The organism is Massilia sp. BSC265 (genome assembly GCF_000740675.1).
In the GTDB taxonomy this organism is placed as follows: domain Bacteria; phylum Pseudomonadota; class Gammaproteobacteria; order Burkholderiales; family Burkholderiaceae_D; genus Telluria.
In genome coordinates, this window is sequence record NZ_JPXI01000033.1 from 301,040 (window position 1) to 327,491 (window position 26,452).

23 protein-coding genes are annotated in these 26,452 nt (G+C 66.7%); 10 read left to right on the top strand and 13 right to left on the bottom strand.

Annotation, left to right across the window (positions count from 1 at the left end):
- Positions 1-167: 167 nt before the first annotated feature.
- From MA09_RS13540 to MA09_RS13555, 4 genes are all read right to left on the bottom strand, one after another.
- Positions 168-1,079, bottom strand: a complete 912-nt coding sequence (locus tag MA09_RS13540; RefSeq protein WP_036250049.1) for a protein-L-isoaspartate(D-aspartate) O-methyltransferase — start codon at positions 1,077-1,079, stop codon at positions 168-170.
- Positions 1,080-1,087: 8 nt separating this feature from the next.
- A complete protein-coding gene (surE, locus tag MA09_RS13545) occupies positions 1,088-1,822 on the bottom strand; it encodes a 5'/3'-nucleotidase SurE (RefSeq protein ID WP_036249283.1) in 735 nt (244 codons plus the stop codon).
- 138 nt (positions 1,823-1,960) lie between these two features.
- Entirely contained in the window at positions 1,961-4,069 is a 2,109-nt protein-coding gene (locus MA09_RS13550) for a tetratricopeptide repeat protein (protein WP_036249285.1), read from the bottom strand.
- An 11-nt stretch (positions 4,070-4,080) separates the two neighbouring features.
- Complete coding sequence (locus MA09_RS13555; protein ID WP_036249286.1) at positions 4,081-4,689, bottom strand: toll/interleukin-1 receptor domain-containing protein; 609 nt, start codon at positions 4,687-4,689, stop codon at positions 4,081-4,083.
- A 199-nt stretch (positions 4,690-4,888) separates the two neighbouring features.
- On the opposite strand from MA09_RS13555, the gene MA09_RS13560 reads away from it, so the two are divergent.
- Positions 4,889-5,863 (top strand): NADPH:quinone oxidoreductase family protein, encoded by a 975-nt coding sequence (locus MA09_RS13560; protein ID WP_036249287.1) that lies wholly within the window; start codon positions 4,889-4,891, stop codon positions 5,861-5,863.
- A 148-nt stretch (positions 5,864-6,011) separates the two neighbouring features.
- Here the strand turns inward: MA09_RS13560 and MA09_RS13565 are convergent, their stop codons facing one another.
- Together MA09_RS13565 and MA09_RS13570 are read right to left on the bottom strand one after the other, a co-directional pair.
- Entirely contained in the window at positions 6,012-8,033 is a 2,022-nt protein-coding gene (locus MA09_RS13565; protein ID WP_051933479.1) for an ATP-dependent DNA helicase, read from the bottom strand.
- A gap of 89 nt (positions 8,034-8,122) precedes the next feature.
- Positions 8,123-8,323, bottom strand: coding sequence for a YdcH family protein (locus MA09_RS13570; RefSeq protein WP_036249289.1), 201 nt, complete (start codon positions 8,321-8,323; stop codon positions 8,123-8,125).
- A 204-nt stretch (positions 8,324-8,527) separates the two neighbouring features.
- Here MA09_RS13570 and MA09_RS13575 point away from each other — a divergent pair, with 204 nt between their 5' ends.
- Complete coding sequence (locus MA09_RS13575; RefSeq protein ID WP_036249292.1) at positions 8,528-9,334, top strand: PP2C family serine/threonine-protein phosphatase; 807 nt, start codon at positions 8,528-8,530, stop codon at positions 9,332-9,334.
- 63 nt (positions 9,335-9,397) lie between these two features.
- Here MA09_RS13575 and MA09_RS13580 read toward each other — a convergent pair whose 3' ends face one another.
- The 6 genes from MA09_RS13580 to MA09_RS13605 all read right to left on the bottom strand — a co-directional run bounded on the left by MA09_RS13580 (position 9,398) and on the right by MA09_RS13605 (position 17,474).
- Positions 9,398-10,087 (bottom strand): hypothetical protein, encoded by a 690-nt coding sequence (locus MA09_RS13580; protein ID WP_036249294.1) that lies wholly within the window; start codon positions 10,085-10,087, stop codon positions 9,398-9,400.
- A gap of 13 nt (positions 10,088-10,100) precedes the next feature.
- Positions 10,101-11,198 (bottom strand): cell division protein ZapE, encoded by a 1,098-nt coding sequence (gene zapE, locus MA09_RS13585; RefSeq protein WP_036250053.1) that lies wholly within the window; start codon positions 11,196-11,198, stop codon positions 10,101-10,103.
- 175 nt (positions 11,199-11,373) lie between these two features.
- A complete protein-coding gene (gene lpdA / locus MA09_RS13590; RefSeq protein ID WP_036249296.1) occupies positions 11,374-12,807 on the bottom strand; it encodes a dihydrolipoyl dehydrogenase in 1,434 nt (477 codons plus the stop codon).
- 15 nt (positions 12,808-12,822) lie between these two features.
- Positions 12,823-13,179 carry a PspC domain-containing protein gene (locus MA09_RS13595; RefSeq protein WP_036249299.1) on the bottom strand — a complete coding sequence of 119 codons (357 nt, stop codon included), beginning with the start codon at positions 13,177-13,179 and terminating at the stop codon, positions 12,823-12,825.
- Between the two features lie 110 nt (positions 13,180-13,289).
- Positions 13,290-14,546 (bottom strand): 2-oxoglutarate dehydrogenase complex dihydrolipoyllysine-residue succinyltransferase, encoded by a 1,257-nt coding sequence (gene odhB, locus MA09_RS13600; protein WP_036249302.1) that lies wholly within the window; start codon positions 14,544-14,546, stop codon positions 13,290-13,292.
- Between the two features lie 72 nt (positions 14,547-14,618).
- Entirely contained in the window at positions 14,619-17,474 is a 2,856-nt protein-coding gene (locus MA09_RS13605; RefSeq protein WP_036249305.1) for a 2-oxoglutarate dehydrogenase E1 component, read from the bottom strand.
- Positions 17,475-17,756: 282 nt separating this feature from the next.
- On the opposite strand from MA09_RS13605, the gene MA09_RS13610 reads away from it, so the two are divergent.
- The 5 genes from MA09_RS13610 to MA09_RS13630 are packed head-to-tail and all read left to right on the top strand — an operon-like array spanning position 17,757 to position 22,254.
- Complete coding sequence (locus tag MA09_RS13610; RefSeq protein WP_051933480.1) at positions 17,757-18,443, top strand: PepSY-associated TM helix domain-containing protein; 687 nt, start codon at positions 17,757-17,759, stop codon at positions 18,441-18,443.
- 43 nt (positions 18,444-18,486) lie between these two features.
- Positions 18,487-18,999, top strand: coding sequence for a DUF2271 domain-containing protein (locus MA09_RS13615; RefSeq protein ID WP_036249310.1), 513 nt, complete (start codon positions 18,487-18,489; stop codon positions 18,997-18,999).
- A 44-nt stretch (positions 19,000-19,043) separates the two neighbouring features.
- Positions 19,044-19,865: a DUF4198 domain-containing protein gene (locus MA09_RS13620; RefSeq protein WP_036249313.1), complete on the top strand. Its 822-nt coding sequence runs from the start codon at positions 19,044-19,046 to the stop codon at positions 19,863-19,865.
- A gap of 17 nt (positions 19,866-19,882) precedes the next feature.
- On the top strand, positions 19,883-20,899 hold the full coding sequence (locus MA09_RS13625) for an FAD:protein FMN transferase (RefSeq protein WP_036249315.1): 1,017 nt from the start codon (positions 19,883-19,885) through the stop codon (positions 20,897-20,899).
- Positions 20,900-20,901: 2 nt separating this feature from the next.
- A complete protein-coding gene (locus MA09_RS13630; protein ID WP_036249317.1) occupies positions 20,902-22,254 on the top strand; it encodes a sulfite reductase subunit alpha in 1,353 nt (450 codons plus the stop codon).
- A 116-nt stretch (positions 22,255-22,370) separates the two neighbouring features.
- On the opposite strand, the gene MA09_RS13635 is transcribed toward MA09_RS13630, so the two are convergent.
- Positions 22,371-22,724 carry a KGG domain-containing protein gene (locus MA09_RS13635; protein ID WP_036249319.1) on the bottom strand — a complete coding sequence of 118 codons (354 nt, stop codon included), beginning with the start codon at positions 22,722-22,724 and terminating at the stop codon, positions 22,371-22,373.
- Positions 22,725-22,983: 259 nt separating this feature from the next.
- Here MA09_RS13635 and MA09_RS13640 point away from each other — a divergent pair, with 259 nt between their 5' ends.
- The 3 genes from MA09_RS13640 to MA09_RS13650 all read left to right on the top strand — a co-directional run bounded on the left by MA09_RS13640 (position 22,984) and on the right by MA09_RS13650 (position 26,386).
- Positions 22,984-24,558 (top strand): ATP-binding protein, encoded by a 1,575-nt coding sequence (locus tag MA09_RS13640; RefSeq protein ID WP_051933426.1) that lies wholly within the window; start codon positions 22,984-22,986, stop codon positions 24,556-24,558.
- Positions 24,555-25,229, top strand: a complete 675-nt coding sequence (locus MA09_RS13645; RefSeq protein ID WP_036249321.1) for a response regulator — start codon at positions 24,555-24,557, stop codon at positions 25,227-25,229. The genes MA09_RS13640 and MA09_RS13645 overlap by 4 nt, the downstream gene beginning before the upstream one ends.
- Positions 25,230-25,318: 89 nt before the next feature.
- Complete coding sequence (locus MA09_RS13650; RefSeq protein ID WP_036249324.1) at positions 25,319-26,386, top strand: S41 family peptidase; 1,068 nt, start codon at positions 25,319-25,321, stop codon at positions 26,384-26,386.
- Positions 26,387-26,452 lie beyond the last annotated feature (66 nt).

Here is a 26,452-nt window from a genome sequence, read left to right on the forward strand (position 1 = left end):
CCGGCAACAGTGCCAGGGGCGAAACACGCCGGCGGACATCGTCGGCCGCGGTCATGCCGGTTGGACCAGGCTCTTCAACGCCGGCAGGGCCGGCGGGGTTGACCCGGCAGGCCGGGACGGATTGCATCGGTGCGCCCGCGCGCTGGCGCCGGCACAGGCGAAACCCGCTAGATCGTGCCGGGGCGCAGCGGTACGAAGTGGCACGCTTCCAGCGTTTCGCTGGCCCACTCGCTTTTACCGATGCGGGTGATACGTTGCAGGTGCTGGACCTGGGCACCAACCGGCGCGACGAGATGCGCGCCGATGGCAAGTTGTTCGAGCAGCGCTTGCGGCACTTCGAGTCCCGCGGCTGCAAGGATGATGCCGTCGAAAGGTGCTACCTGCGGCAAGCCTAGCATACCATCACCGTATTGCAAACGCAGGTTCGAGATCCTCAGCGGCCGCAGGTTCGACTTGGCCAGCTCGTGCAGCGGCTTGATGCGCTCGATCGAGTACACCTCGCGCGCAACAAACGACAGCACGGCGGCCTGGTAGCCGCAGCCCGTGCCGATCTCGAGCACCCGGCACAGTTGCCTGCCTTCCTGGGGGGAGGCGCGCGTCGCTTCGCGCATTGCCTCAATCATGCGTGCGACGATGTAGGGCTGCGAAATCGTCTGGTTGTGCCCGATCGGCAGCGATGCATCGATGTACGCCTGCGCCGACAGGGCCGGTTCGATGAACAGGTGGCGCGGCACCGTTTCCATCGCGCCCAGCACGATGCCGTCCTTGACGCCCTGTTTCGCCACGCGCGCCACCATGGCGCGGCGCACCGCTTCCGAGGCCATCAGGTCGGAACGCTGCGCGACCGGCGCGGAAGGCGTGTGGGCCTGGGCATAGCCGGGCAGACGCGGCGCCGGCGCGGCGAAACCGGCGCGGCCCGCGGTGCCGGCCGCAGTGCTTGAAGCAGTGCTTGCCGCAGTGCTCGCATTACGTGTTGCGGTCTGCGGCGTGGCCACCGGCACGGGAGTTCCCGGCTTGCGGACACCGCTCCCGGTTACCGAGGACAGCGGCAGCGGAAAGGTGCTGCGCTTCTCGTTCATTTTCTCGCTCATACGAGCCCCCGCAGCAGTTCCAGCTGTGCCTTGTGGGTCAGGTCGATCTGCAGTGGCGTGATCGACACGCAGCCCTGCGCGGTGGTATGGAAATCCGTGCCATCGCCCGCATCGCGGCAGGCACCGGGCGCGCCGATCCAGAAGATCTCGCGGCCGCGCGGATCCTGCGAGCGGATGACCGGCTCGGCCTGGTGGCGGCGGCCGAGGCGCGACGGCGTCAGCGGACCGATCTGCTCGTAGGGCAGGTTCGGGATGTTCACGTTGAACAGGAAGGGCAGTTCGAGCTTGTCGAAGCGGCGCTCGACGATCTCGCGCGCCACCCTGGCCGCGGCATCGACATGCGCCCAGCCCGGGTTCACCTGCGAGAAGGCAATTGCCGGAATGCCGAACAGGTAAGCTTCGGTGGCGGCGGCGACGGTCCCGGAATACAGGGTGTCGTCGCCCATGTTCTGGCCGTTGTTGATGCCGGAAACGACCAGATCGGGCGGCGCATCCCCCATCGCGGTGAGGGCGATGTGGACGCAATCGGTCGGCGTGCCATTGACAAAATGAAAGCCATTGGCGGCTTTCGTGACCGTCAGCGGGCGGTCCAGCGTCAACGAATTCGACGCACCCGAGCGGTTGCTGTCGGGTGCGACCACCACGATGTCCGCGATCGCGGACAAGGCATCGGCCAGCGCACTGATACCAGGCGCCAGGTAGCCGTCGTCGTTACTGATAAGAATTCGCATGCCAGCGATTTTACCTGAAGCAACGCCCGGATCGCTCGTCGGTAACGCGTTTTTTGTTTCCGTGAGGAGACTTTTCCTGTCATGGAATAGCCATCTTGCCAACGATTTTTGTCGCTATTGCACCGAGATTTGCCGCCATCACAATACCGGCAGTTTGTCGCGCCTCGCCCGGACAAGGGCCCCCTCCAGCGAGGACACCAGATCCTTGTTGAGCGCCAGCGCCGCGTCCTTGTCTCCCTCCTGCAGGTAGACCTGCTCGATCATCGCCGCCACGCGCTGGCGTAGCGGAAGTGCCACACTCAGCCATTGCACCGACTGGCGCATGCTGTCGGCCAGCGCACGTGCCTCCATCCGGCTGTCCTGCTCGATCAGGGCCTTCAGTTGCGCGCACTGTTGCTGCAGGCTGTCGATGGCATGGTGCTCGTCCGGATGGGTGCCGCCGGGCTCGGCCTCGCGGAGCGGCGCAGGCGACGCCCGTAGGCTGCGCACGGCAGCCATGTCGCCCTGGGCCGCGAGGATCTTGGCCAGCGCCTCGCGCACGGGCACCGTCGGCAAGGCATGGGCGCCATCGTAGCGCTCGCGCACGCGCAGCACGGCTTCGAGCAGCCGCCGCGCATTGCCGAGGTCGCCCATTTCGCCAAGCAGCTGGCCCAGCCGCTGTCCGCAGCGCAGCGTGTCCTCGTGCTCGGCACCCTGCACGCGGCGCCGGCCTTCGAATACGCGCTCGAACAGCAGCCGCGCCCGGCCGTTCTCGTGCTGCCGGCCGAGGGTGACGGCGAGATCTTCGAGGCTGTCGAGCGTGGCGGGGTGGGCATCTCCCCACAGGCGCTCGCAGGTGGAGACCACCTGCTCGTGCAGCGCCAGCGCCCGCTCGCCCTCACCCTGCCGGCCGAGCACGGACGCCAGGCACGAGCGTGCCGCCAGCGTTTCGGGATGGTCCGCTCCCAGCACGCTGGCGCACAGCTGGGCCTGCTGCTCGAAGCGCTGGCGCGCATCGTCCAGCCTGCCGCCGGCCAGGTCCACTGCTCCCAGCGCGACATGGGTGGCACGGGTGTCCGCGTGGTCTTCACCCAAGGCGGCGCTGCGCAATGCCAGGCTCTCGCGCAACAGCTCGCGCGCTTCGTTGACGCGCCCTTCTTCCCTGCACAGCTCGGCGAGCCGCGCCAGGCAGGCGGCCAGCCGCGCGCCAGCGGCCTCGCCTTCCTGGACGCGCACGCGTGCAAGCGAGGCGCGCAGGCGCACTTCGGCCAGCGATTGCCAGGGGAAGCATCCCTCGGCGAACCACGTCAGCAGGCAGGAAGCCGGATGCGCCAGCGCGGCGTGCCCGGGGCCTGCGATCGCGAGGGCTTCGCACACCGGCAGCTGGACCTCGTCGAACCAGCTTTCCAGCCGCAGCCAGCCGACGCCGTAGCTGCCGCGCAGCAGCGTTTCGAGACGCTGCTGGTAGCCGGCCAGGCCCTCGGCGGGATCGCCGCGGCGCCAGCGTTGGCCGGTGTCGCTGCGCGCCCCGTCGGCGCTGCACGCCACCGGATAGACCAGCAGCGGGCGCTGTTCGTCCTCATGGGTGCAGCGGTACTCGATGGCCCGGCTCACCACACCCTCGAGCCCGTCGATACTCCCGGCGGCGGGGGTGAACAGGCCGATCAGCCGATCGGGCACGAGGGCCGTGCAGGCGCTGACGCTGGAAGAGCGGCCGGCCCCGCTGGCGACCAGCACGTGGCGGAAATGGCGGGCCAGGCGGGTCGCGAAGCGGCGCAGCAGCGCCGGGCAGGCATCGAACAATGCCACCCAGTCGAGGCGTTCGGCACGTTCGGCATAGTCTTCATCGAAACGGCCGGCCCGCATCAGGTACAGCGGGCGGCGGCCATGCACGCGCTGCACGTAGGGCCGCCAGTCGACGGCGTCGAGCACGGAATCAGCCAACTGAGCGGCAAGCTCGCCGCCGCCATCGTCGCGTGCGATACGGCGCCGCCGCAACTCCCCGAGCAGCGCGCCGGCAAAGTCCACCAGGCCGGGGAGGCAGTCGTCGTCCGCGGCATCGGGCCGCTGGCCGAAATAGCCGTGCAGCGACGGCGAAGCGAGGTCCCAATCGATCGCCAGCACGGGCGCCCCGTCCGCGTCCCCGGCCAGCTGCTGCGCCATGGCGGCCAGCAGGCCGTTGCGGGCGGGGCCGCCTTCATAGGCATACAGGGTGGTCACCTGGCCGGGACTGTCCAGTGTGTCAAGCGTAGAGCGATTCTGTTCCATGCGACTCCTCGTTATTTTTTTGGGAAAGTCAGGCTTGGCATCGCGCGCCATTCTGGTGGGACATCGGGGAGCACGAATTGGTTGCAGTCGTGCCCGGGTGGCGTATGCTTTTTTTGTTCCTGATAATGCCTGGCGATGCGCTGGACCATCTTGCCGATGTCGGGCAGGAAGTCCGGGTTGGATTTGAGGTCGCTTGTCGCCATGGTGAAATGCGAAAAGTCGACGTAGAAGGTGTTCTCGGTAATTTCCGGCGGCAGCGATTCGGGATGCCGCGTCATGATCACCGGGATGATCAGGCGGCTCGGCAGTTCGTACCAGCCCGCGCGTTCGCGCTCGAGCAGGCGCATGGCGGCGTACTCGCGCCGCGTATAGGCATGCGCCTCGTACTTGGGTGTGTAGATGAGGATCATGCAAACGCTCTCGCACATCGCGCGCGCGATCTTGCGGTCGAGGTCGTCGCCGCCACCCAGTTGTTCGGTGTCGATGAACAGTTCGTCTTCGTTGTCGAAGTGTGGTTCGAGATAGCAGCGTAACGCGTCGGCCAAGGCTTCCTTGAACCGTTTCATCAGGTCGTGCCTGCCGTGTGCGTAGCTGAAAAAACACCCGTAACGGATTGCCATTGCCTGCCCCCCATTTCAATGCGCCAAGCCGGTTTCCTTCGACTCTAGCGTCACCGACCTCGGCCACTTTGCGTGCACACAAGCGTGCTGGCGGGCTCGACAGCATCCTTCGAAAGTAGCGTGGAATGCACCTTCAGGCATAATGCCGCCGATTGATGCAGGTGTCCTGGAAAGAAGTGTTTGACGTAAAGGAGAGGAAATGAAAGCGGTACGTTGCAAGGATTGGGGTCCGATCGACCAGCTCGTGATCGAAGACTTGCCCGAACTGGTGCCGGGCGCGGGCGAAGTCGTGGTCGACGTGAACGCGGCCGGCGTCAATTTTCCTGACGTGCTGACAGTGCAGGGCAAGTACCAGGTGCGGCCCGCGCTGCCCTTCACGCCGGGGAACGAATTCGCCGGCACGGTGCGCGCCGTCGGCGCAGGCGTCAGCGGCTACGCGCCGGGCCAACGGGTGATCGGCTTCACTCGCACGGGGGCCTTCGCCGAGCAGGCGCTGGCCCCTAGCGAATCCCTGATGCCGATGCCGCCCGGCATGGACTTCGACACCGCCGCCGCGATCACCCTCACCTACGGCACCTCGCACCACGCGGTGGTGGACCGCGCCGCCCTGCAGCCGGGCGAGACCATGCTGGTGCTGGGTGCGGCCGGCGGCGTCGGGCTGGCGGCGATCGAGATCGGCAAGGCCCTGGGCGCGCGCGTGATTGCTGCGGCCTCGAGCGACGAGAAACTGGCGATCTGCCGCGAACACGGTGCGGATGCCGTGATCAACTACGAAAAGGAAGACCTGCGCGAGGCGCTGAAGGCGGCGACCGATGGGCGCGGACCGGACGTGATCTACGACCCGGTGGGCGGCAAGTACAGCGAGCCGGCACTGCGTTCGATCGCCTGGCGCGGGCGGCACCTGGTGGTAGGCTTTGCGGCCGGCGAGATCCCGAAGCTGCCCTGGAACCTGATGCTGCTGAAAGGCGCCTCGGTGGTGGGCGTGTTCTGGGGCGATTTTGTCCGCAAGGAGCCGGCCGCGAACCTGGCCGCGATGCGGCAGATGCTGGGGTGGATGGCGGAAGGTAAATTGAAGCCGCTGGTGTCGGCGCGTTACAAACTGGAAGATACGGCGCGGGCCTTGAACGACATGGCGGCGCGGAAGGTGACGGGCAAGGTCGTTATCTGCCCGTAACGGATGTGCATCGGATTTGTAGGGTGGGCGGCTTGTGATCTGGTCCACTGGACCAGATCACCCCACGCGCTGATAGTTTGCGGCAAGATCATCCGGCGCGAAAACGAAGCCGGTAACGATCACCGCGTGGGCGGGAGACCCGCCCACCCTACGCGTTCAAATCCGCCGCGTCGGCGATGGTCCCCGGCTGGAAGAACTCGATCACATCCGCCTGCACCCGCGTGCGCTTGAACGGCGGCAGGCTCTGCCAGATGCGCCGTCCATACGGCTTGGTAATGATGCGCGGGTCGCAGATCATCAGGACGCCCCGGTCGTCCACGTCGCGGATCAGGCGCCCCGCGCCCTGCTTGAGCGTGATGATCGCCTCCGGCAGCTGGTGGTGCATGAAGCCGTTCAGCCCCTGCTTTTCCATGACCTCGATGCGCGCCGCCAGTACCGGATCGTCCGGCGGGGCGAAGGGCAGCTTGTCGATGATGACCAGCGAGAGCGCGTCGCCGCGCACGTCCACGCCCTCCCAGAAGCTCTGGCTGCCCACCAGCACGGCATTGCCGGCATTGCGGAAGGAATCGAGCAGCTCGGTACGCCCGCGTTCCCCCTGCACGAAGAGCGGGAAGTCCAGCCCGCGCGCGGCGAACTCTTCGCGCAGGCGCTCGGCCACCTTGTTGACGGCGCGGATCGTGGTGCACAGGAAGAAGGTGCGTCCGCCCGCCGCTTCGATCACCGGCAGCGCGATGTCGACGCAGGCATCGGTGTACTGGAAGGAATTCGGCTCCGGCAGCCCGGTCGGCACGTACAGGATGCCCTGCTCGCCATAATTGAACGGACTCGGCCAAGTCATGGCCGGCTCGCCCGTCAGGCCCATCTGGTCGGAGAAATGCTTGAAGTCGTTCTTCACCGCCAGCGTCGCCGAGGTGAAGATCCAGCTGCGCGGCGTGCCTTCGCGCTGGCCCGAGAAAATCGGGGCGATCGACAGCGGCGTCTTGTGCAGCTGCAGCGAGGAATTGAAGGCTTCGACCCACAACACGGCGTCATCGCCCGCCACCGCCTTGCCTTTCTTGGTATCCGGCTTCCACGCATCGAAGGATGCGCTGAGCTCGTGCGCACGCAGTCGACAGGCCTCGATCGTCTCGGCGCGGGCCGAATGTTCTTCCAGCACGGTGATCATGCCGGACAGTTCTTCTTTCAGCTTTTCCAGCGCCGGGAAGAAGGCCGAGGTCGGCAGGATCTGCGGCAGCGACAGGCGGGTGCCGCCTTCCGGGAAGGTCAGGCGCAGGTCGCGCGCCGCCTTCTCGACGACCGTGACGACCTTGGCCCAGTCGGGGCCGCGCGCATGCGCCAGTCCTTCGGCCAGCACGTCGCGGCACAGCTCCAGCACCTGCGAGGTGGAGACCGACTGGCCGAAGAACAGCGTCGCGGTGTCCGGCAACTGGTGCGCCTCGTCGAAGATGATGGTGTTGGCCGAGGGCAGCAGTTCGGCCACGCCGGTGTCCTTCAGGGCCACGTCGGCGAAGAACAGGTGGTGGTTGACCACGACCACGTCGGCCTGCTGGGCCTCCCTGCGCGCCTTCATGACGAAGCAGTCCTGGTAGTACTGGCACTCGGCGCCCATGCAGCTGTCGCGGGTCGACGTGACGAGGTTCCAGACCGTGGCGTTTTCCGGCACCTTGGCCAGCTCGGCCTTGTCGCCCGAGTTGGTCATCTTGATGAAGCGCGAGATCTCGCGCAGGTGGCCGACGTCGTCGCGCGAGGTCAAGCGTCCGTTGTTCAGCGTGCGTTCCAGGTGGAAATGGCAGACGTAGTTCGAGCGTCCCTTGAGCAGGGCCACCGACACCGGCGCGCGCAGCGCGGCGCGGATGGTCGGGATGTCGCGCAGGAACAGCTGGTCCTGCAGGTTCTTGGTGCCGGTCGAGATGATGGTCTTGCCGCCCCACAGCAGGGCCGGGACGAGGTAGGCGAAGGTCTTGCCGGTGCCGGTGCCGGCCTCGGCCATCAGCACCTTCTGATCGGCTATCGCCGCCGCGATGGCCTTGGCCATTTCGGTCTGGGACTTGCGCGGCTTGAAGGTGCCGACCGCAGGCGCAAGCGGGCCGCCCGGACCGAACAAGCGGTCGAGCTCTTCGTCGTATTTACCCGGACTAACACCGGCCGGAAGCACGTCGCCCTGCGGCACCGCGCCCGCCGGCTCGGCGGTAACACCGGAGTCCGCAATCGATGCGGGGAGATGGTCGGTCAAAATATGTTGTTTCTTTGAGGCCTGGGTCAGGCTGGAATATCGGGCACCAGCTGCATCTTCAGCAGCGTAATATGATCCTTGAGCTGCAGCTTACGCTTCTTCAAACGGCGCAACTGGAGCTGGTCGGCATGGCCGTCCGCGGAGAGCATCGAAATGACGGCATCGAGGTCGCGGTGCTCCACGTCGAGTTCAATGATGCGGCGCTGGATGTCCTGGACGTCGGTCATGATGGCTGTTCCAAACAGTTCTGTACAAAGCGTTTGCGGGGGCTGGGGTAGTGGCGCCGGCGGTGCACGGCAGCGTGGCGATGCTAGCCAATCGCGGCCGCTTGTGTTCGGCTTGCAACGCCACGGCTTCTCGGTGCATAGTTTAATCTACGCTGAGGTTGCCGCCAACAAAGATTGGCGCAGGCGCTACGGAATTAAGGGTTTATGACAACATACAAGATCGAAGCGGGAACCGCGCAACACATCGGGAACCGCCCGCAGCAGAACGACCGCGTCGTCCTGCTGACCGGCGCCCGCGCGCCCGGTTATGTGCTGGCCGTGCTGTCGGACGGCATCGCCGGCGCTGCAGGGGCGGACCAGGTGCTGCACACGGCGCGCCAGGTCTTCGACGAATTCAAGCCGGGCGACCGTCCCAGCCTGGAACGGCTCGCCCAGCTGCTGCGGGACATCGTCAGCGAGACCCATCTCGTGATGAAGATGAATGCCGTCATGGGTGGGGCAAGCGAAGGGACCGAGGCGCATGCGAGCTTCGTCGGCCTGGTATTGACGCCGCACGGCGAGGCCGTGTGGGGCCATGTGGGCGACTCGCGGCTGTACCACTTCAAGGACGCCAAGTGCCTGGCGCGCACCAGTGATGCGGTCTATGTACAGCACCTGATGTCGAGCGACAAGCTGCCGGAGGAAGCGGCGAAGAACCACCGCAGGTCCAGGCTGCTGCTCAACGTCATGGGCAACAGCCGCAAGCAACCCTTCGTGACGATCGGCAGCCACAGCGGGCTGGCGGCGGGGGACGTGTTCCTGCTGGCATCGGATGGCTTATGGCATTTCTTCACGGATGCAGAACTGGCAACGGCTACCAGCAAGGCCACGCCGCGGCAGGCATCGGAAATGCTGATCAACAAGGCGCAGGAGCGCTCGCAGGGCAAGGGGGGGAACTGCTCGATGGCAATCGTGAAGTTGGTGAAACCGGCGCAGGATGGATTCTCAGGGAAAATCGGGCGGATTGTCTGAACGCCACCTTGCCGCCCTGGCACAGGAAGCCGGGCGTCACACAGACGCCCGTCGAGCCACTTCCTACTTCCCCGCCGGCGCCGACTTCGCCTTCTCTTCCTGCGCCTTGCGCGCCGCAGCCTTCGCCTCACGCTCGGCCACGCGCTCCGCGACTTCCTTCTGCTTCTGCTCCGCCTTGCGCTTGCGCTCCTCGTAGGCGCGCACGTTCGCCGCCGTCTTCGCAGCTTCCTGGGGCGCCCGGGCCGCCTCTTCCTTCGCCTTGGCATTGCGGCGCGCCATGCGCGACGCGGCCGGCGACGGGCGGGGTGGCGGCAGCGCCGTCGTTTCGCGCGGCGGCGGTGGCGGCTCGGCCGCCAGGCGCGCCTCCTCGGCCTTGTACTCGGCGTCCGCGGCGGCGATCTCGCGGTCGCGTTCCTCGACCTTCACGCGGCGCTTGAAGCGCTCCGCTTCGATCTCGACGTTGCGCTGCGCGACCAGGGCGACACGGCGGCGCTCTTTCGCTTCGTCCAGGCAGTGATTGACAAAGAATTTCTCGTAGCAGACCGCTTCCCGTTCAGCGTAGCGCGCTTCGATCGCGGCGCGCTCGGCGGCAACCGCAGCCAGGCGCTGGTCGGCCTGTGCCACCGAGGTAGTCGGGTCGACCGATTCCACCGAAGGGCCCGGCTCGACGCTGGCGCAGGCGGAAAGCAGCACTGCGACCACGGCCGCACAGAGGACGCGCTGGCCTGCACGAAAAATAGGGTGACTCGTCATGATGTCCTTTCGTTCAGGCGATGGAATCGGCTGCGCCGCGGCGTTCGGCGAGCATGTATTCGCGCGACTGCATTTCAATGATACGCGAGACCGTGCGGTGGAATTCGTTCGCGAGCATACCCTGGGTGTACAGCTCTTCGGGTTCGACTGCCGCAGACATGATCAGCTTGACCTTGTGGTCGTAGAACACGTCCACCAGCCAGGTAAAGCGACGCGCCTCCGAGGACTGGCCGGCCGACATGGCCGGGATGCCGGAGAGGATCACGGTATGGAAGCGCGAAGCCAGTTCCAGGTAGTCGTTCTGCGAACGCGGCCCGCCGCACAGGGTGGCGAAATCGAACCAGATCACCCCGCCGGCCCGGCGCAGCGCACGGATCTCGCGGTTCTCGATATGGACGATCGGGCTCTCGTCGGCGGTGTCGGCCACCTTGGCATAGGCTTCGCGGAGCGCATGGTCGGAGGCGGCATTCAGCGGCGTGTAGTAGGCCTGCACCTGCTCCAGGGCGCGCTTGCGGTAGTCGTTGCCGGCATCGACGTTCAGCACGTCTAATCTTTCCTGCAATAGCGCGATGGTGGGCAGCATGCGGTCGCGGTGCAGTCCGTCCGGGTACAGCGTGGACGGCTCGTAGTTCGAGGTCATCACGAAACTGACGCCGTTGTCGAACAGGGCCTTGAGCAGGTTGTACAGGATCATCGCATCGGCGATGTCGGAGACGTGGAACTCGTCGAAGCAGATCAGGCGATATTTCTTGGCGATGCGCTTGGCGACTTCGTCGAGCGGGTCGGCCACGCCTTTCAGCTCGTCCAGTTGGCCGTGGACGGCGCGCATGAACTCGTGGAAGTGCAGGCGCGTCTTGCGCACCACCGGCACCACCGAATAGAAGGAGTCCATCAGGAAGGACTTGCCGCGCCCTACCCCGCCCCACATGTACACGCCCTTCGGCACGTCGGGACGGTTGATGAGACGCTTGAAAGCGGACGACCGCTGGGCCTTGTAGTGGACCCAGTCGTCGTACGCCTGCTGCAGGCGTTCCACCGCGGCGGCCTGCGCCGGGTCGGACGTGAAGCCGCGCTCGGTCAGCGCGTGCTGGTAATACTCTTGGACGTTCATGATGATGATCTTACGTGGCACGGGACGGGTGTGGCGCCGCGTGCATGAGGCTGTAAACGTAGGGTGGGCGGGTCTCCCGCCCACGCGGTCAACGCACGGTTGCACGCCACGGCGCGGGCCGGGACACGTGGTTTGACCGCGTGGGCGGCAGAGCCGCCCACCCTACCGTAAAGCCTTAGAAATTGAGCGAACGCTTGTCCACCGCCAGCGCGGCTTCCTTGACGGCTTCCGACAGCGACGGGTGTGCGTGGCAGATGCGGGCGATGTCTTCCGACGAGGCCTTGAATTCCATCGCGACGACGGCTTCCGAGATCAGCTCCGAAGCGACCGGGCCGACGATGTGCACGCCCAGGATTTCATCGGTGACGGCATCGGCCAGGAACTTCACCATGCCCGAGGTATCGCCCAGCGCGCGCGCACGGCCGTTGGCCATGAACGGGAAGGTGCCGGCCTTGTACGACACGCCTTCGGCCTTCAGTTGCTGCTCGGTCTTGCCGACCCAGGCGATTTCCGGCGAGGTGTAGATGACCCACGGGATGGTGTTGAAGTTGACGTGGCCGTGCTGGCCGGCGATGCGCTCGGCAACCGCGACGCCCTCTTCTTCCGCCTTGTGCGCCAGCATCGGGCCGCGCACGACGTCGCCCACTGCCCACACGCCCGGCAGGCTGGTGCGGCATTCGTCGTCCACGACCACGAAGCCGCGCTCGTCGAGCTGCAGGCCGACGGTCTCGATCCCCAGGCCATTGGTGTTCGGCACGCGGCCGATCGAGATGATCAGGCGGTCAAACGTTGCGGTCTGCTCGGCGCCGGTCGAATCGGCGTATTCCACGGTGACATTGTTCTCGCCCTTGGTGATCTTGCCGATCTTGCAGCCCAGGTTGATCTTCAGGCCCTGCTTGGTGAACAGCTTGTGCGCTTCCTTGGCGATCTGCTCGTCGACAGCGCCCAGGAAGGTCGGCAGGCCTTCCAGCACGGTGACTTCCGCGCCGACGCGGCGCCACACCGAACCCATTTCCAGGCCGATGACGCCGGCGCCGATCACGCCGAGTTTGCCAGGGACGGCGTCGATCGCCAGTGCGCCTTCGTTCGACAGGATCAGCTTCTCGTCGAATTCCGCGCCCGGCAGCTGGCGTGCGTTCGAACCGGTCGCCACGACCACGTTCTTGGCGGTCAGGGTGTCGGTCGTCGGGCCGCTCACGTTGATGGTGTAGCCGTCGTCGGTCTTGCCGGCGAACGAACCCAGGCCGTGGAAGAAGCTGACCTTGTTCTTCTTGAACAGGAACAGGATGCCGTCGTTGTTCTGCTTGACGATGGTGTCCTTACGCTTGAGCATGGTCGGCAGGTCGAGCTCCAGGCCGCCGACCTTGATGCCGTGGTCGGCAAAGGCGTGGCCGGCGTGCTCGAAGTGTTCCGACGACTGCAGCAGGGCCTTCGAGGGGATGCAGCCGACGTTGGTGCAGGTGCCGCCCGGGGCCGGCTTGCCTGCCGCGTTGCTCCACGCGTCGATGCAGGCGGTCTTGAAGCCCAGCTGGGCTGCACGGATGGCGGCGATGTAGCCGCCAGGGCCGCCGCCGATCACGACGACGTCGAATTGTTTCTCGTTACTCATGAATAGCTTCCTTATTTATTCTTCTGGGACAAAGATCCACAGCGCCAGATAGGCCAGCGCCCCGAAACCGGAGGTCACCAGGGTGAGCAGGACGAACACGAGGCGCCAGGCATAGACGTCCATGCCGAAGCCGTCGCTCAGGGCGCCGCAGACGCCGGCGAGCCAGCGGTCGCGGCGCGTACGGCGCAAGGATTTCAACTTCGCCTCGAAGCTGCCGGGCGGCGGTCCGAAGCCGGCACTGCTCCTGCCCTCCTTGTCCAGGCTCACCCGCTCGCTGGCCAGCACTTTCGCCTTGGCCTGCTCGAATTCGGCGTCCGTCAGGGCGCCGGCCTGGTGCAGTTCGTGCAAACGCCGGATTTCATCGGAGATCATGGCGGTCCTCCCTGGTGTTCGCAGACGGCACGCGTGCGTGCCCATCTGATGCTGCTGTGTCGGCGGACATGCCGTCACCGGCACGTCCGCCACTGCACTGCGCTGCCGATTTACAGGTCGAGCAGCAGGCGTGCCGGATCTTCCAGCGCGTCCTTCATGGCCACCAGGCCCAGCACGGCTTCGCGGCCGTCGATGATGCGGTGGTCGTACGACATGGCCAGGTAGTTCATCGGGCGGATGACGATCTGGCCGTTCTCCACGACGGCGCGGTCCTTGGTGGCGTGCACGCCCAGGATCGCCGACTGCGGCGGGTTGATGATCGGGGTCGACAGCATCGAGCCGAACACGCCGCCGTTCGAGATCGAGAAGGTACCGCCGGTCAGGTCTTCCAGGGTCAGCTTGCCGTCCTTGGCCTTGGCGCCGAATTCGCCGATCTTCTTCTCGATCTCGGCGATCGACATCTGGTCGGCGTTGCGCAGGATCGGGACCACCAGGCCGCGCGGCGAACCGACGGCGATGCCGATGTCGAAGTAGCCGTGGTAGACGATGTCGTTACCGTCGACCGACGCATTCAGGATCGGGTACTTCTTCAGGGCGGCGACAGCGGCCTTGACGAAGAAGGACATGAAGCCCAGCTTGACGCCGTGCTCTTTCTCGAACTTGTCCTTGTACTTGTTGCGCAGTTCCATGACCGGCGCCATGTTCACCTCGTTGAAGGTGGTCAGGATGGCGTTGGTCTGCTGCGACTGCAGCAGGCGCTCGGCGATACGGGCGCGCAGGCGGCTCATCGGCACGCGCTCTTCCGGACGGTCACCCAGGGCGACCGGGGCCGGTGCGGCGACCGATTGCAGGGCCGGCTTGGCGGCCGGTGCCGGAGCGGCAGCAGCGGCAGGCTTGTTGGCAACGGCGGCCAGGGCGTCGCCCTTGGTCACGCGGCCGTCGCGGCCGGTGCCGGTGGCGTCGGCAGCGCTCATGTTGTTGTCAGCCAGGATCTTGGCGGCGGCCGGCATCGCGACGTCGCCTTTCGAGCCGGTGCTGGCTGCGGCCGGGGCGGCTGCGGCCGATGCCTCAGGGGCGGCTTGCACCGGTGCCGAGCGCACTGCCACCGGGCTGGTCTGTTCCGACGCCTCGGTGTCGATGATGGCGATGACTTCGCCCGACACGACGGTCGCGCCGTCGGCCTTGATCAGCTGGACGATGACGCCTTCGCTCGGGGCCGGCAGTTCCAGGACCACCTTGTCGGTCTCGATATCGATCATGTTCTCGTCGCGCGAGACCTTCTCGCCGACTTTCTTGTGCCAGGACAGGAGGGTCGCTTCAGCAACCGATTCCGACAGTTGGGGGACCTTGACTTCGATTTGTGCCATGTTGATGTAACTCCGTTAATTATTCTGTGCAAAAGCCCCGGGCCGAAGCCCGGGGCGTGGTGTGTTTTTCTTTTACTTAGTCAGGATGAAGCCCTTGAGCTTGGAGAACGCGGTCTCCAGCAGTTCCTTCTGCTGCGCCACGTGCTTGTCGGCATAGCCGACCGCAGGCGACGAGGAAGCGGCGCGGCCGGCATACGCCAGGCGCTGGCCCTCTTCCATGTTTTCGAAGATGTTGTGCTGGATCTGGAACCACGGACCCTGGTTCTGCGGCTCGTCCTGCACCCACACCACCTCGGTCGCGTTCGGGAACTTCTTCAGTTCGGCCGCGAACGACTTGTGCGGGAACGGATACATCTGTTCGATACGGATGATCGCGACGTCGCTGGCGCCACGGGCCTTGCGGGTGTTGACCAGGTCGTAGTAGACCTTGCCCGAGCAGACCTGCACGCGCTTGACCTTGCCTGCATCGATCTTCTCGTCCACTTCGCCGATGACGGTCTGGAAGCCGCCCTTGGCCAGGTCGGTCAGCGCCGAGCCGGCGTCCTTGTTACGCAGCAGCGACTTCGGGGTGAAGATCACCAGCGGCTTGCGGAACTGGCGCACCATCTGGCGGCGCAGCAGGTGGAAGATCTGGGCGGCCGTGGTCGGCTGCACCACCTGCATGTTGTTGTCGGCGCACAGCTGCAGGAAGCGCTCGATGCGTGCCGACGAGTGCTCCGGACCCTGGCCTTCGTAGCCGTGCGGCAGCATCATGGTCAGGCCCGAGGCGCGGCCCCATTTCGCTTCGCCCGAGGCGATGAACTGGTCGATGACGACCTGGGCGCCGTTGACGAAGTCGCCGAACTGGGCTTCCCAGATGGTCAGGGTGTTCGGTTCGGCGGTCGAGTAGCCGTACTCGAAGCCGAGCACCGCCTCTTCGGACAGCACCGAGTCGATCACGGTGAAGTTGGCCTGGTTGTCCGAGACGTTGGCCAGCGGCAGGTAGATGCCCTGGTCCCAGCGCTCGCGGTTCTGGTCGTGCAGCACGGCGTGGCGGTGCACGAAGGTGCCGCGGCCGGCGTCCTGGCCCGACAGGCGGACCGGGTAGCCCGACGACAGCAGGGTGGCGAAGGCCAGGTGCTCGCCCATGCCCCAGTCGAGGTTCATCTCGCCGCGGCCCATGGCGGCGCGGTCGTTCAGGACCTTCTCGACCAGCGAGTGCGGCTTGAAGCCTTCCGGCACCTTGGTGATGCGTTCCGCCAGGCGTTTCAGTTCGGTCAGCGGCACGGCGGTATCCGCGGCATCGGTCCACTTCTTGTTCAGGAACGGCGCCCAGTCGACGGCGTACTTGTTCTTGAAGTTGGTCAGCACCGGATCGATGGTGTGCTTGCCGGCGTCCATCGCGGCGCGGTATTCGGCCACCAGCTGGTCGCCGGTTTCCGGCGGCACGGTGCCCTGCGCAGACAGCTTCTCCGCGTACAGCTTGCGGGTGCCCGGGTGCTTGGCGATCTTCTTGTACATCAGCGGCTGGGTCAGCGCCGGGGTATCCTGCTCGTTGTGGCCCAGCTTGCGGTAGCAGACGATGTCCACGACCACGTCCTTGCCGAATTCGGTGCGGTAGTCCATCGCGATCTGCGAGGCCAGCACGACCGCTTCCGGATCGTCGGCGTTCACGTGCAGCACCGGTGCCTCGATCATCTTGACGACGTCCGAGCAGTAGATGGTCGAACGGGCGTCGCGCGGGTCCGAGGTGGTGAAGCCGATCTGGTTGTTGATGACGATGTGGACGGTACCGCCGGTGCCGTAGCCGCGGGTCTGGGCCAGGTTCAGGGTTTCCATGACCACGCCCTGGCCGGCGAACGCAGCGTCGCCGTGCACCAGGATCGGCAGCACTTCCTTGCCCTTGCGGTCGCCGCGGCGGTCCATGCGCGCCTTGACCGAACCTTCGACGACCGGGTTGACGATCTCGAGGTGGGAAGGATTAAAAGCAAGCGACAGGTGGACCGGGCCGCCCGGGGTCGAGATGTCGCTCGAAAAGCCCTGGTGGTATTTCACGTCGCCCGCAGGCAGGTCGTCGGCGTGCTTGCCTTCGAATTCTTCGAACAGGTCGGCCGGGCTCTTGCCCAGGGTGTTGACCAGCACGTTCAGGCGGCCGCGGTGGGCCATGCCGATGACGATTTCCTGCACACCCTTTTCACCGGCGCGCTGGATGACTTCGTCGATCGAGGCGATGAAGGATTCGCCGCCTTCCAGCGAGAAACGCTTGGCGCCGACGTACTTGGTGTGGAGGTAGCGCTCCAGGCCTTCGGCCGCGGTGAGTCGCTCGAGGATGTGCTTCTTCTTGTCGCCGGTGAAGGTCGGAGTCGAGCGGATCGACTCCAGGCGCTCCTGCAGCCAACGCTTCTCGGTCGGGTCGCTGATGTACATGAACTCAGCGCCGATCGAACGGCAGTAGGTGTCGCGCAGCATGTTCAGGATGTCGCGCAGCGGCGCGGTTTCCTTGCCGAAGTAGGTATTACTGATGTTGAAGACGGTGTCGAGGTCCGCTTCGGTAAAGCCGTAGAAGGCCGGGTCGAGTTCCGGCAGCGGCGGACGTTCCTGGCGCTGCAGCGGGTCGAGGTTGGCCCAGCGCGAGCCGAGGTAGCGGTAGGCGGCGATCAGCTGGGTGACGGCCACGCGTTTGCGGCCCATTTCCGGGTCCGACGAGGCGCTGATGGTGCGGATGGGGCCCTGCTTCGCGCGTTCCGCAAACGAGGCGACGACCGACGAGTGGACCACGTCCGGGCGGCTGGAGCCGTCCACGGCAGGCACGTGCTGCATCTGGTCAAAGTAAGCGCGCCAGTTTTCCGGGACCGAACCCGGATTGTTCAGGTACGCTTCATATAACTCTTCCACGTACGGCGCATTACCGCCGAACAGGTACGAGTTCGCATTCTGTTGCTGCATCATTCTTGCTCACCTTTCTTCGCGCTTCGCGAGTATGGGGCGGGTTGGTCTAACCTTCCGCGACACGGCCTGACCGGTTAGCGGATCGCACTTACTACATCAAGTTGTGGGGAAGGACGAATTACATGACAAGCGGCCTCTTACGGCCCTCTTGCCTTTTAGCGCACGGTATTGTAACGCAAGGTCTGATGCAAGACAGGGCTCCGGCTGAGAAATTATTTATTTCTATTTGTAAAGCCACAATGTACGGTTGACCACGTAAATGATAATCGTTATCATTTGATGATGAGCCCGATTGGACCGACCACTTCCACCCCTGCATCTGCCGCCGCATCGGCCGCTCCCCCTGCCTTGCCGGGTGCGCGTCGCGCCGTCTACCTGAAGCAGCTGCACCAGTGGCACTGGATCAGTTCCGCCATCTGCCTGATGGCGATGCTGCTGTTCAGCTTTACCGGCCTGACCCTCAACAACGCCAGCCTGATCGAGGCGGAGCCCCAGGTGACGCGCCTGAAAACCACCCTGCCGGAGCCGTTGCGCGCCCAGCTGGAACAGTACGCGCGGGAGCATGCCGACGCCAACGTGCCGCTGCCGAGCGAGATCGCGGACTGGGCCAATGCCTCCTTCCCGGTCGAGGTGCGCGGCAAGCGCGCCGAGTGGAGCGAAGACGATGCCTACCTCGCCCTGCCCCGCCCGGGCGGCGACGCCTGGCTGCGCCTGGCCAGCGACGGCAGCGTGGAATACGAACGGACCGACCGCGGCTGGATCTCGTGGCTGAACGACATGCACAAGGGCCGCAACACCGGGCCGGTGTGGAGCTGGTTCATCGACATGTTCTCCGTCGCCTGCGTGGTGTTCTGCATCACCGGTTTCCTGATCCTGAAGTACCACGCGGCCAAGCGGCCGTCGACCTGGCCCGTGGTCGGATTCGGCGTCGTGCTGCCGATCGTGCTGGCCCTGCTGTTCGTCCATTGAATCCTCCTTCATCGCTCTACTATTTACCTAGAGAAGACCAAGCATGAAACTGTCCCACTCGCTCCTCCTGACCCTGCCGCTGGCTTCCAGCTGGGCCGTGGGCGCCGACCTGTCCGTCAAGTTCGAGCTGCCGCGGCTGAACGTCGCCGAATACCACAAGCCCTATGTCGCGATCTGGATCGAGCGCGCCGACCAGACCGTGGCCTCGAACCTGGCCGTGCTGTACGACGTCAAGATGAAGAACCGCGAAGGCGAAAAGTGGCTGAAGGACCTGCGCACCTGGTGGCGCAAGGCCGGCCGCGACGCCACCATGCCGATCGACGGCGTGAGCGGCGCAACCCGTCCGCCGGGCGCCCATACGATGAAATTCGACGGCGCGCGCACCGGCCTGGACAAGCTCCCGGCCGGCGACTACACGCTGGTGGTCGAGGCATCGCGCGAATCGGGCGGGCGCGAAGTGGTCAAGCTGCCGTTCAACTGGACCGGCAAGGGCAAGGTCGCCGCCAGCGCGGCGGGCAAGGACGAACTGGGCGCCGTGTCGCTCCAGATCCAATAACGACAGAAGTTACATAACATCCGATAAAACGACAGGAGTAGACCATGCAACAACTTCGCTTCACCAAAGCCGCCGCACTGGGACTGATTCTCGCCGGCATGTCGCTGACCGCCCAGGCGCACGACGCCTGGCTACTCCCGAACAGCACCATGGTCGACGCCAAGGAAGCCTGGGTCACGCTCGACGCGGGGATCTCGAACCAGCTGTTCGAGTTCAACCACGCCCCGCTGCGCCTGGACAACCTGATGATCACCGATCCGGATGGCGTGACCGCCAAGGCCGAAGGCGCGGTGCTGGGCAAGTACCGCAGCACGCTCGACCTGCGCCTGCCGAAGGACGGCACCTACCGCCTGGCGATCGTCAACAACAACGTGATGGGCAGCTACAAGCTGGGTGGCGAAACCAAGCGCTTCCGCGGCCCGCAGGGCAGCCCGCAAGTGCAGGTCCCGGCGGGCGCCACCGAGGTGCAGAGCACCAACGTGCACACGCGCCTGGAAACCTTTGTCTCGGCCAACAAGATGAACGAGACCGCCCTCAAGCCGAGCGGCGTCGGCCTGGAGATGGTCCCGGTCACCCACCCGTCCGACCTGCGCGTCGGCGAGCCGATCCGCGTGCGCTTCCAGCTCGACGGCAAGCCGGCGGCCGGCATGCCGTTCAGCGTGGTACCGGGCACCGCCAAGTACCGCGGCTCCTCGGGCGAACAGCGCCTGACCACCGACGCCAAGGGCGAAGCCAGCTTCACCGTGGCCACGCCGAACATGTACTACCTCAGCGCCAGCGTGCCGCACGGCGAGCGCGGCGCCGCGCAGCAGGCGGGCGCCAAGCGCTATACCTACGCCGCCACCTTCGAAGTGCTGCCGCAGTAAGGGACGGCACGGCATTGATGCGCAGCGTTCTCGTTCCGTTCGAGATCGATACGGCACTTCCTCCCGCCGGCAGCCTGCTGCGCAAGGCGGCAGGCCGTTCGATGGGCACCACCTGGTCGGCACAGATGCTGGTCCCGCCCGGGGTCGATGCAGACCTCGAGGCGGCCCTGCAGCGCGAGCTGGACGAGATCGTCGCGCAGATGAGCCACTGGGAAGAAGCCTCCCTGCTCTCGCGCTATAACCGCGCACCGGGCGGGAGCTGGCATGCGCTGCCGCCGCAGTTCTTCGAGGTGGCCGACTTCGCGCTGCGGGTGCTCGAGGACACGGCCGGCGCCTACGACCCGGCCGCCGGTGCGCTGGCCAGGCTGTGGGGCTTCGGCCCGACCGGACGCCACGACAGTGCCGGCTTCCAGGCGCCTACTGACAACGAAATCGCCAGTACCCTGGCGTGGCGCGCCAGGGCCACCCCACAGCTCGACCACGCCGGCCGCCGCCTGCTGCAGCCGGGCGGCGCCACCCTCGATTTCTCCTCGATCGCCAAGGGCTATGGCGTGGACCGCCTGGGGCTCTGCCTCGAACGCCATGGCGTGCGCCACTACCTGGTCGAGGTCGGCGGCGAACTGCGCGGCGCCGGCATGAAGCCGGGCGGCGAGCCGTGGTGGGTCGAGATCGAAGGCGTCCCCGACGCCGCCGGTCCGCAGGCCGTGGTCGCCCTGCACGGGCTGGCCGTTGCCACCTCGGGCGACTACCGCAGTTTTTTCATTGATGCGCAGCGCAGCGCGGGTCGGCGCCGCATCTCGCATACGCTCGACCCGCGCACCGGCTATCCGATCGCCAACGGCATCGCTTCCTGCACGGTCGTGGCCGGCACCTGCATGGTGGCCGATGCGCTGTCCACCGCACTGACCGTGATGGGCGTCGAGGCTGGCCTGGCCTTTGCCGATGCGCGCGGCATTGCGGGACGCTACCTCGTCCGCCACGGAGACGGCCTGGCCGAACACACCTCTTCCGCCTGGCGCGAATTGTTGCAATGATGATGCCGACGCTGTTGACAACCGAGCCCGCGCGCTGGGGCAGTGCCCTTGCCCTGTCCGGCGGCTACCTGGCGATGTGCTTCGCGCTCTGGCGCGCCCGCGCCGCGGCACGTCAAAAGGCCGGCACGGGCGAGGCCGACTGGCTGGTGATCCATGCCAGCCAGACCGGCAGCGCCGAATACCTGGCCGGGCAGACTGCCGCCACCTTGAGGCTGGGCGGCCTGTCGGCACGCGCCGTCTGCATGTCCGAGCTCGATGCGGATACCCTGTCGCGTGCCGGCCGCATCCTGTTCATCGCCAGCACCTATGGCGAAGGCGACGCACCCGACACCGCCGCCCGTTTCGCCGGGGCGACCATGGGAACGGCAGCCGACCTCTCGCACCTGCATTACGCCGTGCTGGCGCTGGGCGACAGCAGCTACACGAATTACTGCGGCTTCGGCCGTGCGCTGGACGGCTGGCTGGCGGCGCACGGCGCCACGCCGCTGTTCGGGCGCATCGACGTCGACCGCGGCAATGCATCCGCGTTGGCCGAATGGCAGCATCACATCGGCCGCCTGGCCGGCACCAGCGACGCACCGGACTGGGAAGCGCCAAGCTACGGCGATTGGCGCATCGTCCAGCGCGTGCTCGCCAATCCGGGCAGCGCCGGCGCACCGCTCTACCGCGTCGCGCTGGTCCCCGTGGAGGCTGCGCTGCCGCCATGGGAAGCCGGCGACCTGGCGCAGGTCAGCGCGCCCGCCGACCCTGACCATCCGCGCGAATATTCGATCGCTTCCCTGCCTTCCGAAGGCCGGCTGGAACTGCTGGTGCGCCTGCAGCGGCGCGAGGACGGGAGCCCGGGCGCGGCATCCGGCTGGCTGTGCGAAACCGCGGCCCTGGACGACGTGATCCGCCTGCGCATCCGCGCTCACGGGCGCTTCCGCCTGAACGGCAATGCGGGGCGTGCCCTGATCGCGATCGGCAACGGCAGCGGGCTGGCGGGCTTGCGGGCGCTGGTCAAGGCCCGCATCGATGCGGGCAAAGGCGACAACTGGCTGCTGTTCGGCGAACGCAATGCCGCCCACGACTTCCTGTGCCGCGACGAGCTGCAGGGATGGCTCGCGTCAGACGGCCTGGCCCGGCTCGACCTCGCCTTCTCGCGCGACCAGTCGACGCCGCGCTACGTACAGCATCTGGTACGCGAACACGCCTCGCTGCTCTGCAGCTGGGTCGAAGGGGGTGCGGCGATCTATGTGTGCGGTAGCCTGCAGGGAATGGCAGGCGGCGTGCACGAGGCGCTGACGGAGGTGCTGGGCGCGGAGATGCTCGACGCGCTCACGGCCGAGGGACGCTACCGGCGCGATGTTTATTAAGTAGGGTGGGCGGGTCTCCCGCCCACGCGGTGACAGGTAGTGGCTCCGCTATCGTGCCGGATGATCTTGCCGCCAACCATCACCGCGTGGGCGGGAAAAACCGCCCGCCCTACCGCTTACTTGTCGTTCTTGCGGCTCTGCGAGCCGGCTTTGGCATGCTGCTCGGGCGAACCGCCCTGCACGCCGCCGCTGGCCTGGTTGCCGCCACGGCCGCCGCTTTGCTGGTTGCCGCCCTGGCCGCCGCTCTGCTGGCCGCCACCGCCGCCATGGCTCATCGAGCCGGCACGGCGTGCCTCTTCCGAGGTGAACTCGTGGGCATTGCCCGATGCGTGCGCCGCACGGCCGCCTTCGCTGGCGATCTCGCGCTGGCGCTGCGGATCCATCGATGCGAAACCACGGTTGCTGGTATCGCCGCTCTGCTGGTTGCCACCCTGCTTGCCTTTGTTGCCGCCTTGTTTATTCGATGCCATAGTTGCCTCCTGTTCATCGTTGAAAGCATCAGCCGAAAGTGGCTGAGACAGGCCCATCCTAATCATGGCGAGCCCGGCAGACCACCCAAAAGTGGCAACAATCTTGTAGGAGGAGGCCTTGCCAGCTCCGGGCGTCTACTCTGTCAGACTGGGAGAAATTGATTTTGTAGTTTTGCCACGACTAGAATAGGATGAACGTTCGCTTCTTCCTTTGAGAATAAAACATCTCTCTCATGTAGTCTTACGCTGACTAGACATTGTGAAATTTTCCATCGGCCATCGCCTTTTTCTATCGGTCCTGCTCGCCATCCTCGCAGTGGCGGCCAGCGCCGTCCACCTGCTGCGCCAGAACGTGCTGGCCAGTTTCGGCGACTACGCCGTCGGCATCGAACTCGACCGCCTGGACGAACTGTCGGGCGCGCTCGCAGCGCGCTACCGGGCACAGGGCGGCTGGCAATTCCTGCCCCCCGGCGACGAACGGCGCGGCTGGATTGCGCAGGAGCTGGTGCGCCTGCAGGAGGAACGCGAGCGCCGCGCGATGACCGTGCCGCCCGCGCCGGAGGTGCCGGCGGCGCCCCTGCCGCCTGCCCGGCTGGCACGCACCAGCGCCCCGGCTCCGGCTGCTCCCGTGGACAGTCCCGTCCCGCCGGCGCCACCGGCTCCGCCCGCTCCACCCGCGCCACCCACGATGCCCCTGCCTGCACCGCGCCTGGACGTCCCACCCGCCGGCGGCGTCACCTACGACCTGCACCAACGCGTGACCCTGCTCGATGCGAACGGCGGCTACCTGGCCGGCCGCAGGCCCGGCTCGCTCCCGCTGGCCCGGCGCGCCATCGAGGTCGACGGGCGCACGGTCGGCTACCTGGGAGTGGCGCCCAGCCACCAGCCCAGCGACGCGATGGCGCTCGCCTTCCTGCAGCAGCTGCGCAGCAGCCTGTGGCTGATCGTGGCCGCGGCAGTCAGCCTGAGCGCGCTCGCCGCCGTGCTGCTGGCGCGCCACTTCCGCCAGCCGATCCGACAGCTCGCCGCAGGCGCCGGCGCCCTGGCCGGCGGCCGCTACGAAGTGCGCCTGCCGGCCTCGCGCAGTGACGAACTGGGCGACCTGGCGCGCCACTTCAACGCCCTGGCCCAGCAGCTGGAGAGCGCGGAAGGGGCACGCCGCCAATGGGTGGCCGATACCTCGCACGAGCTGCGCACCCCACTCGCCGTACTGCGCGCCCAGCTCGAAGCCCTGCAGGACGGCGTGCGCAGCGCCACCCCCGAGACCGTCGAGGCCATGCTGCGCCAGGTGCTGGCCCTGAACAAGCTGATCGACGAGCTGTATGCGCTGGCGCGTGCCGACGTGGGCGCGCTCGACTGCAAGCCGGTACCGTTCGACCTGTGGTACCTGGCCACCTCCCACGCGCGGGGTTTTGCCGCACGCCTGCAGGCGGCCGGGCTGGCCTTCGAACCGGGCGCAGCACCCGCCCGCACCCGGGTGCTGGCCGACCCCGACCGCCTGCGCCAGGTACTCGACAACCTGTTCGAGAACAGCCTGCGCTATACGGCACCGGGTGGACACATCGCGCTGCATGCGCATGCCGACGGTGCCCACCTGCACCTCGTCATCGACGACAGCGCGCCGGGCGTCCCGAATGAGGCCCTGCCCCGCCTGGCCGAGCGCTTTTACCGCGTGGACGCCTCGCGCAGCCGCGCCCACGGCGGCGCCGGACTCGGCCTGGCCCTGTGCCGGCGCCTGCTCGAGGCGCAGGGCGGCAAGCTCGCTTTTGCCCACTCGCCTTTCGGAGGCCTGCGCGTGACGCTGTCGCTGCCGCTGTCGGGAGACGCCGCATGAGCCAGGCCATCATGATCGTGGAAGACGAACCGGAGCTGGCCGCGCTGGTTGCCGACTACGCGCGCGCCGCCGGTTATGCGCCGCAGGTATTCGGCGACAGCCGCGAGGCGCTGGCCGCGATCCGCACCGCTCCGCCTGCGCTGGTCGTGCTGGACCTGATGCTGCCCGGGCTCGACGGCCTGTCGCTGTGCCGCGCGCTGCGCGAGAGCGACGAACCGGGCAACGAGCTGCCGGTGATCATGGTGACCGCGCGGGTCGAGGAAATCGACCGCCTGCTCGGCCTGGAAGCCGGCGCCGACGACTACCTGTGCAAGCCCTTCAGTCCGCGCGAACTCATGGCCCGCATCAAGGCCATCCTGCGCCGCGCGGGTACCGCCCAGCCTCCACGCCTGCTGGCGATCGACGAGGCGGCGCGCCGCATCACGATCCACGGCCAGCCGCTCGACCTGACCCCGAGCGAATTCGCGATCCTGGCAACGCTGGCGCGCCGTCCGGGCCGGGTGTTCTCGCGCACCCAGCTGTTGGACGCCGCCCGCGCCGACAGCCTGGAGGCCACCGACCGCGCCGTCGACAGCCATGTCAAGAACCTGCGGCGCAAGATCGAGGCGGCGGCGCCCGGGCTGGAGCCGATCCACTCCATCTACGGGCTCGGCTACCGGTTCGATCTCTGACTGGAACTTTTTCGCACCGTCGCGGCAATACAGGTAGGGCCCGGACAGGCTCGCGCTCACCAGCTTCCTTTGCCATCAATAGGTGCCACATGCAATCCGTACGCCTGCTCGCCGGTCTTCTCGCCGGCGCCGCCTTGTTCCTCCCGTCCCCGGCCGCGCTGGCCGACCGGGGCGCCGTCATCGATCGCAGCGCCCAGATCCTGCGGGAACGCTACCTGGACGCTGCGCTCGGCGCCAGGGTCGCCGATGGCCTGCTGGCGCAAAAGGCCGAGCTGGACAAGGTATCCGATCCGCAGGCCTACGCAAGGGCGGTCACCCAGGCCATGCAGGCGATCCAGCCCGACCTGCACTTGCGCATGAGCTACGAACCGCAGTCCGAATTCGTGCCCGGCTCGGGCGCTCCCTGCGCCATGACGGCGGCCGGGCCGGGTGGGCAGGCACGCCAGGTCGTGCGCACCGGACGCATCGACGGGCGCGACGCTGCCGCGATCGCCCGTACCAATTTCGGTTTCGAGGCGGTGCAGCGCCTCGATGGCAACGTCGGCTACCTGCGCCTGTCGTCCTTCGTTCCGCTGGACCTGTCGCGCGCGACGGCGGAGGCGGCCATGCGTTTCCTCGCCAACAGCGATGCCCTCATCATCGACCTGCGCGGCAACTACGGCGGCGCGCCCGAGACGGTCGGGTACATCATGAGCCACTTCTATGCGCCGGATGCGCCGCCGACCTTGCTCCATGCTTCCGAGAACCGGGCCGCCGGCGTGCGCAGCGAGGTGAAGACCGACCCTGCGCTGGGCAGCAAGGCACTGGCCGCGGTGCCGGTGTATGTGCTGATCGACCGGCGCAGCGCGTCGGCCGCCGAGATCCTTGCCTACAGCGGCGCGCGCGTGGGTCGTGTCAAGGTGATCGGGGAAACCTCGGCCGGCGCGGGTAACGGCGGACTGAAGTACTCAGTGGGCCAGGGCTACGCCTTGTTCATCGCCGAATGGAAGGTCTTGACCGGCCCCGGCTGGGAGCGCGTCGGGGTCAAGCCGGACGTGGCGGTAGAGCCGGCCGCCGCGCTGGCCACGGCCCATCGCCTCGCACTGCAGGCCCTTGCCGGCCAGGAGGCGCCTCCCGCACTGCGCGAGGAGCGGGAGCGGGCGCTGAGCAGGCTCTGAGCGCCATCGCGCTGCGGCCTGCAGGCGGACGCTCCATCATTTCTCCACATTTGGCATGCAGGATGT

What these genes read in the sequence shown, in the direction of transcription:
- lpdA (WP_036249296.1), bottom strand. Translation starts at nt 12,807, where the DNA reads ATGAGTAACGAGAAACAATTCGACGTCGTCGTGATCGGCGGCGGCCCT.
- MA09_RS13550 (WP_036249285.1), bottom strand. Translation starts at nt 4,069, where the DNA reads ATGGAACAGAATCGCTCTACGCTTGACACACTGGACAGTCCCGGCCAG.
- MA09_RS13605 (WP_036249305.1), bottom strand. Translation starts at nt 17,474, where the DNA reads ATGATGCAGCAACAGAATGCGAACTCGTACCTGTTCGGCGGTAATGCG.
- MA09_RS13630 (WP_036249317.1), top strand. Translation starts at nt 20,902, where the DNA reads ATGCCGACGCTGTTGACAACCGAGCCCGCGCGCTGGGGCAGTGCCCTT.
- MA09_RS13620 (WP_036249313.1), top strand. Translation starts at nt 19,044, where the DNA reads ATGCAACAACTTCGCTTCACCAAAGCCGCCGCACTGGGACTGATTCTC.
- MA09_RS13570 (WP_036249289.1), bottom strand. Translation starts at nt 8,323, where the DNA reads ATGACCGACGTCCAGGACATCCAGCGCCGCATCATTGAACTCGACGTG.
- MA09_RS13615 (WP_036249310.1), top strand. Translation starts at nt 18,487, where the DNA reads ATGAAACTGTCCCACTCGCTCCTCCTGACCCTGCCGCTGGCTTCCAGC.
- zapE (WP_036250053.1), bottom strand. Translation starts at nt 11,198, where the DNA reads ATGAACGTCCAAGAGTATTACCAGCACGCGCTGACCGAGCGCGGCTTC.
- MA09_RS13555 (WP_036249286.1), bottom strand. Translation starts at nt 4,689, where the DNA reads ATGGCAATCCGTTACGGGTGTTTTTTCAGCTACGCACACGGCAGGCAC.
- surE (WP_036249283.1), bottom strand. Translation starts at nt 1,822, where the DNA reads ATGCGAATTCTTATCAGTAACGACGACGGCTACCTGGCGCCTGGTATC.
- MA09_RS13540 (WP_036250049.1), bottom strand. Translation starts at nt 1,079, where the DNA reads ATGAACGAGAAGCGCAGCACCTTTCCGCTGCCGCTGTCCTCGGTAACC.
- odhB (WP_036249302.1), bottom strand. Translation starts at nt 14,546, where the DNA reads ATGGCACAAATCGAAGTCAAGGTCCCCCAACTGTCGGAATCGGTTGCT.
- MA09_RS13650 (WP_036249324.1), top strand. Translation starts at nt 25,319, where the DNA reads ATGCAATCCGTACGCCTGCTCGCCGGTCTTCTCGCCGGCGCCGCCTTG.
- MA09_RS13595 (WP_036249299.1), bottom strand. Translation starts at nt 13,179, where the DNA reads ATGATCTCCGATGAAATCCGGCGTTTGCACGAACTGCACCAGGCCGGC.
- MA09_RS13610 (WP_051933480.1), top strand. Translation starts at nt 17,757, where the DNA reads ATGAGCCCGATTGGACCGACCACTTCCACCCCTGCATCTGCCGCCGCA.
- MA09_RS13625 (WP_036249315.1), top strand. Translation starts at nt 19,883, where the DNA reads ATGCGCAGCGTTCTCGTTCCGTTCGAGATCGATACGGCACTTCCTCCC.
- MA09_RS13580 (WP_036249294.1), bottom strand. Translation starts at nt 10,087, where the DNA reads ATGACGAGTCACCCTATTTTTCGTGCAGGCCAGCGCGTCCTCTGTGCG.
- MA09_RS13575 (WP_036249292.1), top strand. Translation starts at nt 8,528, where the DNA reads ATGACAACATACAAGATCGAAGCGGGAACCGCGCAACACATCGGGAAC.
- MA09_RS13645 (WP_036249321.1), top strand. Translation starts at nt 24,555, where the DNA reads ATGAGCCAGGCCATCATGATCGTGGAAGACGAACCGGAGCTGGCCGCG.
- MA09_RS13560 (WP_036249287.1), top strand. Translation starts at nt 4,889, where the DNA reads ATGAAAGCGGTACGTTGCAAGGATTGGGGTCCGATCGACCAGCTCGTG.
- MA09_RS13635 (WP_036249319.1), bottom strand. Translation starts at nt 22,724, where the DNA reads ATGGCATCGAATAAACAAGGCGGCAACAAAGGCAAGCAGGGTGGCAAC.